The sequence below is a fragment of the Halomonas sp. genome (assembly GCF_041689495.1).
Classification (GTDB): Bacteria; Pseudomonadota; Gammaproteobacteria; order Pseudomonadales; family Halomonadaceae; genus Halomonas.
This window is the reverse complement of the sequence record NZ_JBDNGD010000001.1, coordinates 1-13,456: the sequence shown is the minus strand read 5'-3', so window position 1 is coordinate 13,456 and position 13,456 is coordinate 1. Positions and strand designations below refer to the sequence as shown.

Here is a 13,456-nt window from a genome sequence, read left to right as displayed (position 1 = left end):
GAGCAGGGCAATGCCGACCAGGCCGGCGGTGAGATGCCAGAAGGCCGCCCTGTGTCCTTCCTTCAGTAGCCATAGGCCCCAGGGCAGGACTAGAGCCAGGATGCCGTAGGTGTCACCGCTCCGAGCCAGGGCTTGTCCGATATGCTCAAGGCCGGGTGTCCAGAGGAAGGCGAAGAGGGCGTGAATGCGCAGATCCAGTGCCGTCGGGCCGTCCTGAAGGATCACCATCAGGGTCCAGCCGGACAGAGCTCCCAGTGCCAGGATCAGCAGCAGCCAGCTGGCAAGGGGGACTTCATCGCGGCCACGGACCTGGCCCAGCCACAGCCGACGCATGACAGGGTGGCGTCGGGCACCGGCTGCCACCAGCCGGTAGAGGCGTCCCGAGCGAGTGACCTGCTGACGCAGCCAGGAAAAAACCACCGCCAGGATCACCAGGCCTCCCGCCAGGCCGATCAGGATGACCTCGGCACCGGGAGGAAGGTCCAGCAGCTGTTGCCAGGTGCGTCCCAGCAGGTAACCAGGGAGCACGTAGGCTGGTGCCCAGAGAGCGGCCGAGGCGAGATTAGCCCAGAAGAAGGTTCTGGGTGACATGCGCATCATGCCGGCGATCATCGGCACTATCGGGCGCACGGGTCCCACGAAGCGGGCGAAGAAGACCGACAGGCTGCCGTAGCGCCGGAAGAAGCGTGATCCCTGGGCCAACCACTCGGGGTGACGGGACAACGGCCAGAGCCCCATGACCCTTTCACGTTGGGTGTACCCCAGCAGGAAGTTGGCACCGTCGCCGATCACGGCACCGGTGAAGGCCACCAGCAGCACCGTGGGCAGGGCGTCAACTGGTATAGCAGATCGGCAAGGGTCAATGGTGGCTCCACTCGGCACGGGTAATCAGGGATCGGCCAAGTGCTGGGTTCTGGCCATCAGGCGTTGTTCGAAGTGTTCCGGGGATTCTCCGGCCCGGAGAATACAGGGAGTGAGGCGAACTTCCACCTGTCCGGTTTCGAGGAGCACGACATCCTGCAGACCCTCTTCGAGACGCTGAGCCACCAGCAGGGCGCCGTTCTCGCTGGTATCCGGCAGCACCAGCCAGAAATCTTCCGAGGATTCCCGCCCCAGGAGGTCATTGTCCCGGCATCGCTTCTCCACTTCCTGGCAGACCGCATCGAGGAGGGCCTGCCGGGCCTTGGGACCGAACTGTTCGCCGGCCATCTCTAGCTGTGGCAGATGGAGCACCAGCACGGCGAGAGGCTGGTCGAGAAAGCCGGCACGCTGGCTTTCGCTATACAGGCGGTCATGCAGACTCAGCGCATTGAGGGCCGAACATTCGTCGTCACCGGGATCGGTGACCCGCATCAGCGCCTTCTGGCGGAGGACCTCCCAGGGTACCAGGCCGGCCATCACCACCAGAGTGAGATAGCCGATGACCAGCCTCGGGTCCGGTGGGAGTTCACCGAGCAAGACCACCCAGATCGGCGCCAGGGCGGTATTCAGCAGGATGGCGGGTCCCAGGGGTAATACCAGCAGGGTGAGGATCGGCGGGAGTCCCAGCCAGAGCGAGGCCTGCCCTGATGGCTGGATCAATTCCACGGCAATCAGCAGATAGCCGCCGATCAACACCAGGTAGGACGAGAGTCGCGAGGGTTCGTTCCTGCCCATGCGCAGAATGGCGGCCAGCACCATCAGGGGCACCGTCGTGGCCGGCAGGATGAGGCGCGAGTAATCGCCCATGAGGTACAGCCAAAGCCCGTGTACGGCCATCAGCAGGGCCCCGGCGGCGAAGACCATAGCCTGGAGTCTTGACACTCGTGAAAGAAGGTCGGTCATGGGTTGAACTCCCGGATCACCGTGACGGTCGCATGCTGGCGATTCATGGCGTGGATCTCGTCACCCAGTGACTCGATGCGTGAGAGCGCCGAGGCACGAAATCGCCGAACATCGCCGAGCATCGTCAGCAGGTCCTGCCGGCGTTGCCCGGCCTGCTCGGCATCGCGATCGATCAGGATCAGGGCCAGGGTTCGACGGTCGAGACGGTAGCAGTTTTCGAAGCGGCGACTGAATCGGCAGAGGCGCTGGGCGAGCGGCCAGAGGTCGAGCAGGGAGGTGCGTACCAGCACCAGTTCCGCATGGATTCCTTCACGCTGGGCGCGGGCGCGTTCACTGGGCAGGTCCTGGATGAGTCGACCACTGGTCCAAAGGTGCAGCCCCGGGATCAGTCTCACCCGGTGTCGGGACATGGCGCGAAGCCCCTGGAGTTCCAGGTTGCGTGCCAGGCCGAGAGTCATCATGCCGGCCAGCAGTGCGCCGGTAAGTGCGGCCAGCGGGAGTCTCTCTCCCGCTGCCAGCGACCACCAGGTCACGCTTGCCAGAAGCGCATTGACGCCTCCCATCCAGGGCGGCTGGGGCAGCATGATAAGCAGAGCCCAGGCCCAGAGCCAGGTCTGGTAGCGTTCCGGGGCCACCCAGATCAGGGCGGCCAGCAGGAGGCTGGGCAGCAGCTGCCAGGGCACCATGGCCGGCCGTCGGTGGCTGAAGTCCAGCATGATGGCCGTTATGCACAGCCAGCCCGAGGTCAGCCAGAGCAGCATTTCTTCCGGCAGGCTGGGGGCGGCTTGGGCCAGCCATGCTACCCCCAGCCCTGCCATGAGCAGATATCCCCTGAGCAGCTGTACTTTGTACTTGCTCTGCATGGTGGCTTACTATGCATCCATTAATGACTATCGGCAGAGTATAATGCCGTTGACGCCCCTGTCTCTGCGCCACCGATCCAAGGAGAAACATCAAGGTATGACGGCCAACGCCTCCCTTTCCGCAGATTCCAGCGAGACGCCGGGTCTCACCGATGTGGACGCCTACATGGTCGGTCTCGGCCAAGCGGCCCGTGCCGCTGCCGCCAGGATGCGTCGTGCGACGACCGGCGACAAGAACCGGGCCTTGTCAGCCATGGCGGAGCGACTCGATGCTGCCAGGAGCAAGGTACTGGCCGCCAATGAACGTGATCTGGAAAGGGGTCGCGCCAATGGGCTCGAGGCAGCCCTGCTCGATCGTCTGGCCCTGAACGAGGCACGGTTCGATGCCATGCTAGAGGGTCTTGCCCAGGTGGGCGCCTTGCCCGATCCAGTAGGTGAGATCGATGGTCTGCACTCCCGCCCCAGCGGGATCCAGGTGGGTCGAATGCGCGTCCCGCTGGGCGTGATCGGCATCATCTATGAATCGCGTCCCAACGTCACCCTGGAGGCGGCGAGCCTGTGCCTGAAGTCCGGCAATGCCTGCATCCTGCGCGGCGGCTCGGAGGCGAAGGAGTCCAACGCCGCCATCGCCGCCTGCATCCGGGAGGGTCTCGTCGATGCCGGTCTGCCCGAGACGGCCGTTCAGGTGGTCGCCACCACAGACCGTGCCGCCGTGGGACGACTGATCACCATGCCGGACTTCGTCGACGTGATCATCCCGCGGGGTGGCAAGTCCCTGATCGAGCGGATTACTCGAGAGGCGCGGGTGCCAGTGATCAAGCACCTGGATGGTGTCTGCCATGTCTATATCGACGCCACCGCGGATCCCGACAAGGCGTTGGCCGTTGCCGTGAATGCGAAGACACATCGCTATGGCACCTGCAATACCATGGAGACCCTGCTCGTCGACGCGCCCCTGGCCGAGCCCCTGCTGCCGAAGCTGTCGGCCGCCTATGCCGAGCATGGCGTGGAGCTGCGTGGCTGCGAGCGCACCCGTGCCATCCTGCCCGAGGTGGTCGCCGCCGAAGAGGCTGATTGGCATGCCGAGTACCTGGCACCGATTCTGGCCATCCGTGTGGTCGAGGGGATCGATGAGGCGATTGCCCATATCGAGCGTTACGGCTCCCATCACACCGATGCGATCATCACCGAGCATTATGGTCTGGCGCGTCGCTTCCTGGCGGAGGTAGATTCCAGTTCGGTGATGGTCAACGCCTCCACCCGCTTTGCCGATGGCTTCGAATATGGCCTGGGAGCCGAGATCGGTATCTCCACCGACAAGCTCCATGCCCGCGGCCCGGTCGGTCTGGAGGGATTGACCACGCTCAAGTATGTGGTCCTCGGCGACGGTCAGATCCGTCAGTGACCGCGGCGGCATCCCGACCCCCGCGGATTGCCATGCTGGGAGGCACCTTCGATCCGGTGCACCTGGGTCACCTGCGTAGCGCCGTGGAACTCCACGAAGCCCTGACACTGGATCGGGTGCACATGATACCGGCCAGCCTGCCTCCCTTGCGTGGGGCGCCGGATGTGCCGGCCCGCGAGCGTCTGGCGCTCTTGACGCTCGGTATCGGCGACACGCCGGGATTGGTTGCCGATGCCCGGGAACTGGAACGAAAAGGACCTTCCTATACCTCCGATACCCTGGTGTCACTGCGAGAGGAATATGGTCAAGAGGCTCGCCTGGTGGTGGCGCTGGGCCATGATGCCTTCCTGCGCCTGGCCGACTGGCATGAGCCGGAACGGCTCTTCGCCCTGGCCCATGTAGTGGTCATCGATCGTCCCGACTGGAATGCCCCCTTGCCTGGAGCGCTCGCGGAACTGCTGTGTGGCCGTGAGGTCGATTCACTGGACGCCCTGATGGCAAGGCCCGCCGGTTTGTTGTTGCGCCTGTGTCTGCCCTCACGCATGGCCATCTCGGCGACCGAGATACGCGAGCGTCTGGCAACCGGGCGCAGCGTTCGCTTCCTGCTGCCCGAGGCCGTCGAGGAGAGGATCCGGCAAGTGCGTCTGTATTGCGCTTGATCCCTGTCAGCGCTTCCGCAAGCGGTTACAATGGCATTCAATGATGACTTCGCTGCAATGAGGGGCTTACCCGAGCATTATGCAAATCGATTCTCTCAAGACTCTGGTGGTGGATGCCCTGGAGGAACTCAAGGCCAGGGACATCGCCACCCTGGATGTCTCACGCCTGACCAGTGTCACCGACCTGATGCTGGTCGCCAGCGGAACCTCGTCCCGCCATGTGGCAGCGCTGGCCGACAATGTGGTCGAGAAGGCCAAGTCCCGGGGAATCCAGCCCCTGGGAGTCGAAGGCGAGAATGGCGCCGACTGGGTGCTGGTGGACCTTGGTGACTTGATTGTCCATGTCATGTTGCCGGAAACCCGCCAGCTCTATGATCTCGAGCGCCTCTGGGCCGACTTGCCCAGTGACGCTGGCGAGATCCCCGGGCTCCCGGATGCCTGCCGGGGAGGCGAGGCCGGTGGCGCATGAGGGTTCGCCTTCTGGCGGTCGGTACCCGCATGCCCTCATGGGTCAATCAGGGCATCGAGGAATACCGCAGGCGGTTACCTCGTGACTTCACCCTCGAGATCGAGGAGATTCCTCTTGGACTGCGTGGCAGGAAGGCGGATCTGGACAAGGCCATGTCACTTGAGGCCGAGCGCATACGCCATCGGCTCAAGGGCGATGAGCAGGTGATCGCCCTTGAGGTGACCGGCAAGGCATGGAGCACTGAACAGCTGTCCCTCGAGGCCCAGGCCTGGCGCCTCGAGGGGCGGGACGTGGTGTTGCTGGTCGGAGGGCCTGACGGCCTGGCGCCCTCGCTTTCCGCCGAGGCGGACCAGCGCTGGTCACTGTCGCCGCTGACCCTGCCGCATCCCATGGTTCGCCTGCTGCTGGCAGAGCAGCTCTACCGCGCCTGGACACTGATGGTGGGACATCCCTATCACCGTTGAACGCCTTACCACCGACGCCAGGGCGACGACGTGATGTCGCCGCATCCGCGCCTTCGGCCGAGGTCCTGACCGAGCATGAACCCGCGACGCGACAAATTGAAAAACCCCGGCCAGGAACTGCGTATCTTCCGCGTCCGCTCCTTGCTTGCCATACTCCTGATCTTTGCCCTGACGGGCCTGCTGATGGGTCGGCTGGTCTATCTCCAGGTGGTCGAGCATGAGGTGTATATCACCCGGTCCGAGAATAACCGGGTGCGTGTGGAACCCTTGCCGCCGACTCGTGGCTTGATCTATGACCGCAATGGCGTGCTTCTGGCAGAGAATCGTCCCACCTACAACCTGACGTTGGTGCGTGAGCGTGTCGACGACCTCGACGCCACCCTGTCCCTGCTGGTCGACCTGCTGGCGCTTCCCGAGGAGGAAGCGGAGGCCTTCCGGTTGAGGTCTCGCCAGCGCCAGCGGCCCTTCCAGCCGGCCTTGCTGATGAGTGACCTCGACGAGGGCCAGATCGCTCGCCTGGCGGTCAACCGTCACCGCTTGCCGGGTGTGGAGGTGGAGGCCCAACTGCTGCGCTACTACCCGGACGCCGAGATCATGTCCCATGCCCTGGGGTATGTGGGACGCATCAATGCCGAGGAGATGCAGACGCTGGATGCTGGTCGCTATGCGGGGACGCATTTCATCGGCAAGACCGGGGTGGAACGCTTCTATGAGGATGCCCTGCATGGACAGGCGGGCCTGCGCAAGGTCGAGACCAATGCCCGCGGGCGAGTGCTTCGTGAACTGGGTCGCAGCGACCCCGTTCCGGGAGAGACCCTGACCCTGACTCTCGACAAGGATCTGCAGACACTGGCCCATGAACTGCTCGACGGGCGGCGGGGTTCCATCGTCGCCATCGCCCCCGCCACCGGCGAGATCCTGGCGATGGCCTCGGAGCCGGGCTTCGACAGCAATCAGTTCGTGACCGGGATCGATGTGGAGTCCTACCGCGCCCTCCAGGAGGATATTGATCTCCCCCTGTTCAACCGGGCGACCCGCGGCCAGTACCCGCCGGGCTCCGCCATCAAGCCTTTCCTGGCCATGGCGGGGCTCGCGGAAGGGGTTATCACCCCTGAAAAGACGATCTTCGACCCGGGATATTTCCAGTTGCCCAATGATTCCCGCCGCTATCGCAACTGGCTGCGCGGGGGCCACGGCCGCGTCGACCTGGAGCGATCCATCGCTGTTTCCAACAACACCTATTACTACACCCTGGCCAATGAGCTGGGTATCGACCGGGTGCATGACTACATGAGTGCCTTCGGTTTCGGCCAGCGGGTCGCTCATGATGTCTTCGGTGAAGGCAGTGCCCTGATGCCGTCGCGAGACTGGAAGCGTGGTCGCTTCAATCAGCCTTGGTATCCCGGAGAGACGCTCTCGGTGGGTATCGGGCAGGGGTACTGGCAGGTGACGCCGCTGCAACTCGCCACTGCTACCGCCATCCTGGCCAACCGCGGGCATTGGGTGACGCCCCGCCTGGCCAGTCGGGTGGGCGATCAAGATGTCCCCCTGGAACTGCCCGATACCCCGCCGGATATCCAGGTGGGAAACGATGTCTGGTGGGATCGGGTCTTCTCCGGCATGGAAAAGGTACTCTCCGGACAGGAGGGGACGGCCAGACGTACCGGTGTCGACCTCGACTATCGCATGGCCGGCAAGTCCGGTACTGCCCAGGTCTTCTCCCTGGGGAAGGATCAGCGCTATGACGCTGATGAACTGGCCGAACGCTTGCGTGACCATGCCCTCTTCATCGCCTTTGCCCCCTTGGAAGACCCCCGGATTGCCGTCTCGGTGATCGTCGAGAATGTCGGAGGAGGCAGCACCTATGCCGCGCCTCTGGCAAAGGCCATGACCGATGCCTGGCTGCTTGAAGATGAGCAGCTCGATGTCGAGGAACTTCGCGAGGCCATGGAAAGCGAGGCTGGCAATGTGGCGGGAAACTGAGTCATGGCAATGATCGATCTGCCCCGGGCACTTCGGGGGCATCCCGTGCGTCCTCCCGAGAGCGGGATGTCTCGCAGGAAGGGTCTTCGGGAACGCATCCATCTGGATCCTTGGCTGCTGGGGATGCTGCTGGTGCTGATGCTGTCGGGCCTGGTGGTGCTCTACAGCGCCAGTGGCCAGCAGCTCGATACCGTCATCGCCCAGGGAGTGCGTTTCGGTGTGGCGCTGGCAGTGATGGGAGTGTTGGCGCAGTTTTCTCCCACCACCTTGATGCGCTGGAGCCTGCCCGCCTACGTCCTGGGTTTACTGATGCTGCTGGCGGTGGAGCTGATCGGGGACATGGGCATGGGGGCCCAGCGCTGGCTGGTGATTCCCGGGGTGATTCGTTTCCAGCCCTCGGAGATGATGAAACTGGCCATGCCGATGATGGTGGCCGCCTATCTCAGTCGGCGGGAGCTGCCCCCCCGGTGGCGGGATCTTTTCGTCTGTGTCACCCTCATCGGCCTGCCAGTTATCCTGATCGGCCGGCAGCCGGATCTGGGAACCTCGCTGCTGGTGGCCTCGGCGGGCCTGTTCGTGATTCTTCTGGCGGGGCTTTCCTGGCGCTTCATTCTCTTCATGATAGGCCTGGCCGCGGCGGCATTGCCCTTATTGTGGATGAACCTCCATAACTACCAGCGCCAGCGCGTCCTGACCTTCCTCGATCCCAACAGTGATCCCTTGGGGTCGGGCTGGAACATCATCCAGTCGACCACTGCCATCGGCAGTGGTGGCGTTTTCGGCAAGGGATGGTTGCAGGGTACCCAATCCCAGCTGGAATTCCTGCCGGAGCGCCACACCGACTTCATCATTGCGGTGCTGGGAGAGGAGTTCGGCCTAGTCGGGATGTTGAGCATCCTGCTACTCTATCTCCTGATCGTCAGCCGGGGTCTTTGGCTCGCCGCCGAGGCACAGGATACCTTCGGTCGGCTGCTCGCCGGCAGCATTGTCCTCACTTTTTTCATCCAGGTCTTCGTCAATGTCGGTATGGTCAGCGGTATCCTGCCGGTGGTCGGGGTGCCCCTGCCGCTGGTCAGTTACGGCGGCACCTCCAGCGTGACCTTGCTGGCCGGTTTCGGTATTCTGATGGCCATTCAATCCCATCGTCGCCTGCTGCCGCGCTAGTCGATGGATGAGCGATTTCCAGGGAGAGGTAACGCCATGAAGGTGCCCCATTTGCAAGGCCACAGGGCCCTGGCCATGATTGCCAGTGTCTGCCTGGCGAGCATGACCTTGGGCGTCCAGGCAGATACGGATTTCGACCCCTCCCGGCATGAGGGCGTCAGGGCCCTGGTCGATGAACTGGTCGCGGAGGGCATGGATCGCGACTGGCTGGAAAGCGCCATGCGTGATGCCGATTTTCAGCAGGGTGTGTTGGATGCCATGGCAGGGGCCGCCGAGCGCCGCCTGCGCTGGGACGAGTACCGCGAGATCTTCCTGCAGCCCGAGCGCATCACGCGTGGTCTCGCCTTCATCGAGGCGCATCGGGATGCCTTCGAACGCGCCGATTCGGTCTATGGGGTGCCCCCCGAGATGATTGCCGCCATCATCGGGGTGGAAACCAGTTATGGTCGTTTCACCGGTCGTCACCGGGTGCTGGACTCACTCGCCACCCTGGCCTTTCACCATCCGGTGCGCGGTGACTTCTTTCGTCGCGAGTTGGCGGCCTTCCTCGAGATAACACGCGAGCAGGAGGTAGATCCGGGGAGTCTCGATGGATCCTATGCGGGTGCCATGGGCTACCCGCAATTCATTCCGACCAGCTATCGGGCCTATGCGGTCGACTTCGACGACGATGGCCTTCGTGACCTCTGGACCAACCCCGTGGATGCCATCGGCAGTGTCGGCAACTACTTCGCCGAGCATGGCTGGCGGCGGGGCGAGCCGATCTACCACTCGGTCGAGGGGCCCGCCACGCCCCCCACTGGCATCGACTTCAACCGTGCCGCGCGGCCGCCGGCAGTGCCGGCGGCGGAGCTCGCCGGGGCGGGTCTCGAGGTCCCGGACTCGCTTGCCGCGGACCATCGACTGCTGCCGGTGTCGCTGGAAGAGGGAGAGGACAATTGGCACTACGTGCTCGGCGAGCACAATTTCTACGTGATCACCCGCTACAATCATAGCCATCTCTATGCCATGGCGGTGACCGAACTCGCCGAGTCAATCGCCGATGCCCGGCTGCTCGATGCTCACTGGCTAGAGGCGGTGAGCCGCGATGTGGAGGATGCCCCATGAAGGCCTGGTCCTTAGTTATCCTGGTCGTCCTGCTGGCCGGCTGTGCCGGTGGCGGAAGTGTTCAGCCGCACCGGGAGACTTCCGCGTCGACGGCTCCCAGTACCGGCGGGCGTTACGCCATGTCCGGTGACGCCTATCCCGAGCAGCCTCCCGATGTCAGCCGGGTGCCCGATGCGGTTCCACGACTCGAGCCCCATTCCCGTGGCGGCAACCGCTCCACCTATGAGGTCTGGGGCAAGACCTATCGGGTCCTCCCGAATTCGCGAGGCTATGCTCGGGAGGGGAAGGCCTCCTGGTATGGCGAGAAGTTCCATGGCTATGCCACCTCGAATGGCGAGATCTACGACATGTACAAGATGTCCGCCGCCCATCGCTCGCTGCCCTTGCCGACCTATGCGCGGGTCACGAGTCTCGACAATGGACGGTCAGTGATCGTGCGGGTCAATGATCGCGGACCCTTCCACAGTGATCGTGAAATCGACCTTTCCTATGCCGCTGCGGCCCGTCTGGAACTTCTCGATCAGGGAACCGGGCGGGTAAAGGTCGAAGCCATCGAAGTGGAACGCTGGCTGGCCAAGAACGGTCGAGGCAAGCAGCAAGGGTCATCCGCACAGGCGAACTCGGTGGTTGCTGCCGAGCCGGCCCCGGCCGTCGTGGCATCCATTGGCGCGCCGGACGATCGGGAGGAGGCCGAGTTCCGGTCGCCGGATCCGGGTTCGGCCGATGGCGACGTCTATCTGCAGATTGCGGCCCTGGGTTCCGCGGAGAATGCCATGGCCCTCAAGCGCCGCCTCGAGACGGCCCTTTCGCATCCAGTGAGGGTGGCCAGCGCTTCCGGGTTGTACAGGGTGCAGGTCGGCCCGTTGTCCAGAGACAGCCAGCTGGCCCCGGCGCGCGATGAACTCCGGCTTGCCGGTTTCGACCAGAGCTTTGTCGTCAAGGGTGTCGATTGAGACGCCGTTTCTCTACCATGATATCCCAGATGTCCACAACGAGATTTTCCCCTATGCGAGTGCTTGCCCAACCTTTTCGTCTTGGCGTGTTTCTCATGCTGCTGGCCATGGGGTTCTTGACCCTCTCCCAGGCGTCAGCCCAGGTGATTCCGGTTCCCCAGCCCCAGACCATGATTCCGGCCCCGCCACAACTGGCGGCTCAATCCTGGTTCCTGATGGATGCCTACAGCGGCCGCGTGCTGGCGGAGCAAAACCCCGACGAACGCCTGCCTCCGGCGAGTCTGACCAAGCTGATGACGGCCCATCTGGTGGAGCGGGAACTCGATCGTGGCAACATATCCCCCGATGACATGGTGCCGGTCAGCGAGAAGGCCTGGCGCACTGGTGGTTCCAAGATGTTCATCGAAGTCGACACCCGGGTCTCGGTCGACGATCTGCTCAAGGGCATCATCATCGTCTCGGGTAATGATGCCAGTGTCGCCATGGCCGAGTACCTCGCCGGTGGCGAGGTACCCTTCTCGGACCTGATGAACCAGCATGCCACTCGGCTGGGCATGCATAACACCAATTTCGTCAACGCCACCGGGCTGCCCGATGAAAACCATTATTCGTCGGCGCGTGACCTGGCGCTTCTGTCCCAGCACATCATCAATGATTATCCGGAACACTATGCCACTTACTCGGAAAAGGAGTTCAGCTTCGGTGGTATCGACCAGGCCAATCGCAACCGCCTCCTGTGGCGCGATCCCACGGTCGATGGGCTCAAGACGGGCTGGACCGAGGTGGCTGGGTATTGTCTGGTGGCCTCGGCCAAGCGCGAGGACATGCGCCTTATTTCGGTTGTGATGGGTACCGACTCGGAGGAGGCCAGGGCCCAGGAGACACAGAAACTGCTCAGTTACGGATTTCGCTACTACGAGACCCTGAAGCTTTATGAGCGAGGTGCCGTCCTCAACACCCCGCGTCTCTGGGGCGGCGAGAAGAACGAGTTGCGCGTGGGGGTCGACCAGAACGTTCACATGACGGTGCCGCGGGCGCGCAACGAGGAACTCAGTGGCCGTCTCGATATTCGCCCGGACCTGGTGGCCCCGATCCAGGTCGGCCAGGCCGTCGGGACCCTGGAAGTCAGGATGGGCGACGAAGTAGTCGGTGAGCAGCCCCTGGTGGCCCTGGAGAGCATCGAGGAGGGTGGGTTCTTCAAGCGTCTCTTCGATCAGGTACAGCGTTTCTTCAGTCAACTCATCGGGCGCTGGTTCGGTTAGACCTTCCAGCGCCGCTAGGCGCTAGGCGCTGGCTTGCGTAAAATGGGCGTATAAATTCTAGAACCACCGGACGTCCCATGACCGACAAGACCCTGCGTGACCTGCGCCGGCCTTCTGCTCCCCGGCCTGGGGGCAAGCCGCCGAAGATCACCTTCCCTTGCGACTACCCGCTGAAGGTGGTGGGTGATGCCGCCGAGGACTTCGCCGCCACCGTCTGCCAGATAGTCAGCCGCCATGACCCGGCGTTCGAACCTGCCGGCATCAAGGTGGTGCCGAGCCGCAACGGCCGCTTCCAGTCCGTGCGGCTTTCCATTCGAGCCACGGGCGAGTCGCAACTCCAGGCCCTCTTTCTCGAGCTCAAGGCGACCGGCCGCGTGCACATGGTGGTATGAGGATGCGCGAACTGGATGTCCATCTGCTGGGTCGCCGGCCTTATCGGCCCGTCTGGGAGGCCATGCGCCACCTCACGGATACCCGGGATGCCGATACTCCCGACCAGCTCTGGCTGGTCGAGCATGATCCGGTATTTACTCAGGGACAGGCGGGCAAGCCAGAGCACCTGCTGATGCCCGGTGATATCCCGGTGGTGCAGACCGACCGGGGAGGGCAGGTGACCTATCATGGCCCCGGCCAGATCATCCTCTACCCTTTGCTGGACGTGCGCCGTTCGCGGCTGGGCGTGCGTGATCTCGTCACGGCCCTGGAAAAAGCCGTGATTGCCGTCCTGGCCGACTATGGCGTGGCGTCACGGGCAAGGCCTGATGCGCCCGGCGTCTATGTGGGTGAAGCCAAGATCGCCTCTCTGGGACTGCGTATCCGTCGTGGGTCGAGTTTTCACGGGGTCGCCCTCAATGTCGATGGGGACCTGTCACCCTTCGTACGCATCAACCCCTGTGGCTATGCCGGCCTGGCCATGACACGCCTGGCGGACCTGGTTGACCACTGCCCCGGGGTCGAGGCCGTGGGCGAGCGTCTTGTTGAGTGCCTGGCAAGAGAGCTGGGAAGGGAGCTGGTTCCCTTCGGGCATCGCTCAGTTGAAAGCTCCTGGCACCCAGCTGTTCAGTGACGGGCAACCGGTGCCGAGAATAATGAAACCCACCGAGTCGCCACTCCGGCGGTTTTTTTGTTGACACCCATCAGGCATCGGCCATCATTGCGCTAGGGCGCTCAGCCGACATTGATCGCCTGGATGCGGTCGGGATCGGATGCCTGGCCAGGCACCTTGGTAGGGGCCGCCAGGCCGAGGTTATTCTTCTCGAAGACCCGGTCGGCTCGATAGCTGGAGCGAACCAGGGGGCCGGAG

14 protein-coding genes and 1 pseudogene are annotated in these 13,456 nt (G+C 63.6%); 11 read left to right on the top strand and 4 right to left on the bottom strand.

Annotation, left to right across the window (positions count from 1 at the left end):
* The 3 genes from ACESMD_RS00075 to ACESMD_RS00065 all read right to left on the bottom strand — a co-directional run.
* On the bottom strand, positions 1-819 hold an 819-nt coding region (locus ACESMD_RS00075), incomplete at its 3' end, for a DedA family protein (protein ID WP_372609267.1).
* Positions 820-888: 69 nt separating this feature from the next.
* The gene (locus ACESMD_RS00070; RefSeq protein WP_372609266.1) at positions 889-1,824 is read right to left on the bottom strand and encodes a GGDEF domain-containing protein; all 936 of its coding nucleotides are present in this window, start codon (positions 1,822-1,824) and stop codon (positions 889-891) included.
* A complete protein-coding gene (locus ACESMD_RS00065) occupies positions 1,821-2,687 on the bottom strand; it encodes a hypothetical protein (RefSeq protein ID WP_372609265.1) in 867 nt (288 codons plus the stop codon). Before ACESMD_RS00065 ends, ACESMD_RS00070 begins: the two co-directional genes overlap by 4 nt.
* 97 nt (positions 2,688-2,784) lie before the next feature.
* Between ACESMD_RS00065 and ACESMD_RS00060 the strand changes: the two genes are divergently transcribed.
* The 11 genes from ACESMD_RS00060 (at position 2,785) to lipB (ending at position 13,219) form a co-directional block, all read left to right on the top strand.
* On the top strand, positions 2,785-4,092 hold the full coding sequence (locus tag ACESMD_RS00060) for a glutamate-5-semialdehyde dehydrogenase (RefSeq protein WP_372609264.1): 1,308 nt from the start codon (positions 2,785-2,787) through the stop codon (positions 4,090-4,092).
* Between the two features lie 32 nt (positions 4,093-4,124).
* Positions 4,125-4,751, top strand: a complete 627-nt coding sequence (gene nadD / locus ACESMD_RS00055) for a nicotinate-nucleotide adenylyltransferase (RefSeq protein WP_372609263.1) — start codon at positions 4,125-4,127, stop codon at positions 4,749-4,751.
* Between the two features lie 79 nt (positions 4,752-4,830).
* Positions 4,831-5,220: a ribosome silencing factor gene (rsfS, locus tag ACESMD_RS00050; protein WP_372609262.1), complete on the top strand. Its 390-nt coding sequence runs from the start codon at positions 4,831-4,833 to the stop codon at positions 5,218-5,220.
* On the top strand, positions 5,217-5,684 hold the full coding sequence (rlmH, locus tag ACESMD_RS00045; RefSeq protein WP_372609261.1) for a 23S rRNA (pseudouridine(1915)-N(3))-methyltransferase RlmH: 468 nt from the start codon (positions 5,217-5,219) through the stop codon (positions 5,682-5,684). Before rsfS ends, rlmH begins: the two co-directional genes overlap by 4 nt.
* Before the next feature lie 75 nt (positions 5,685-5,759).
* Complete coding sequence (gene mrdA / locus ACESMD_RS00040; protein WP_372609260.1) at positions 5,760-7,667, top strand: penicillin-binding protein 2; 1,908 nt, start codon at positions 5,760-5,762, stop codon at positions 7,665-7,667.
* A 3-nt stretch (positions 7,668-7,670) separates the two neighbouring features.
* A complete protein-coding gene (rodA, locus tag ACESMD_RS00035; protein WP_372609259.1) occupies positions 7,671-8,831 on the top strand; it encodes a rod shape-determining protein RodA in 1,161 nt (386 codons plus the stop codon).
* Between the two features lie 36 nt (positions 8,832-8,867).
* Positions 8,868-9,938, top strand: a complete 1,071-nt coding sequence (gene mltB, locus ACESMD_RS00030) for a lytic murein transglycosylase B (protein WP_372609258.1) — start codon at positions 8,868-8,870, stop codon at positions 9,936-9,938.
* On the top strand, positions 9,935-10,891 hold the full coding sequence (locus ACESMD_RS00025) for a septal ring lytic transglycosylase RlpA family protein (RefSeq protein WP_372609257.1): 957 nt from the start codon (positions 9,935-9,937) through the stop codon (positions 10,889-10,891). Before mltB ends, ACESMD_RS00025 begins: the two co-directional genes overlap by 4 nt.
* A gap of 53 nt (positions 10,892-10,944) precedes the next feature.
* A complete protein-coding gene (locus ACESMD_RS00020) occupies positions 10,945-12,153 on the top strand; it encodes a D-alanyl-D-alanine carboxypeptidase family protein (protein WP_372609256.1) in 1,209 nt (402 codons plus the stop codon).
* Positions 12,154-12,230: 77 nt separating this feature from the next.
* On the top strand, positions 12,231-12,545 hold the full coding sequence (locus ACESMD_RS00015; protein ID WP_372609255.1) for a YbeD family protein: 315 nt from the start codon (positions 12,231-12,233) through the stop codon (positions 12,543-12,545).
* Between the two features lie 2 nt (positions 12,546-12,547).
* Complete coding sequence (gene lipB / locus ACESMD_RS00010) at positions 12,548-13,219, top strand: lipoyl(octanoyl) transferase LipB (RefSeq protein WP_372609254.1); 672 nt, start codon at positions 12,548-12,550, stop codon at positions 13,217-13,219.
* A gap of 101 nt (positions 13,220-13,320) precedes the next feature.
* Here the strand turns inward: lipB and ACESMD_RS00005 are convergent.
* A pseudogene (locus ACESMD_RS00005) lies at positions 13,321-13,456 on the bottom strand (lipoyl synthase); the annotation flags it as partial.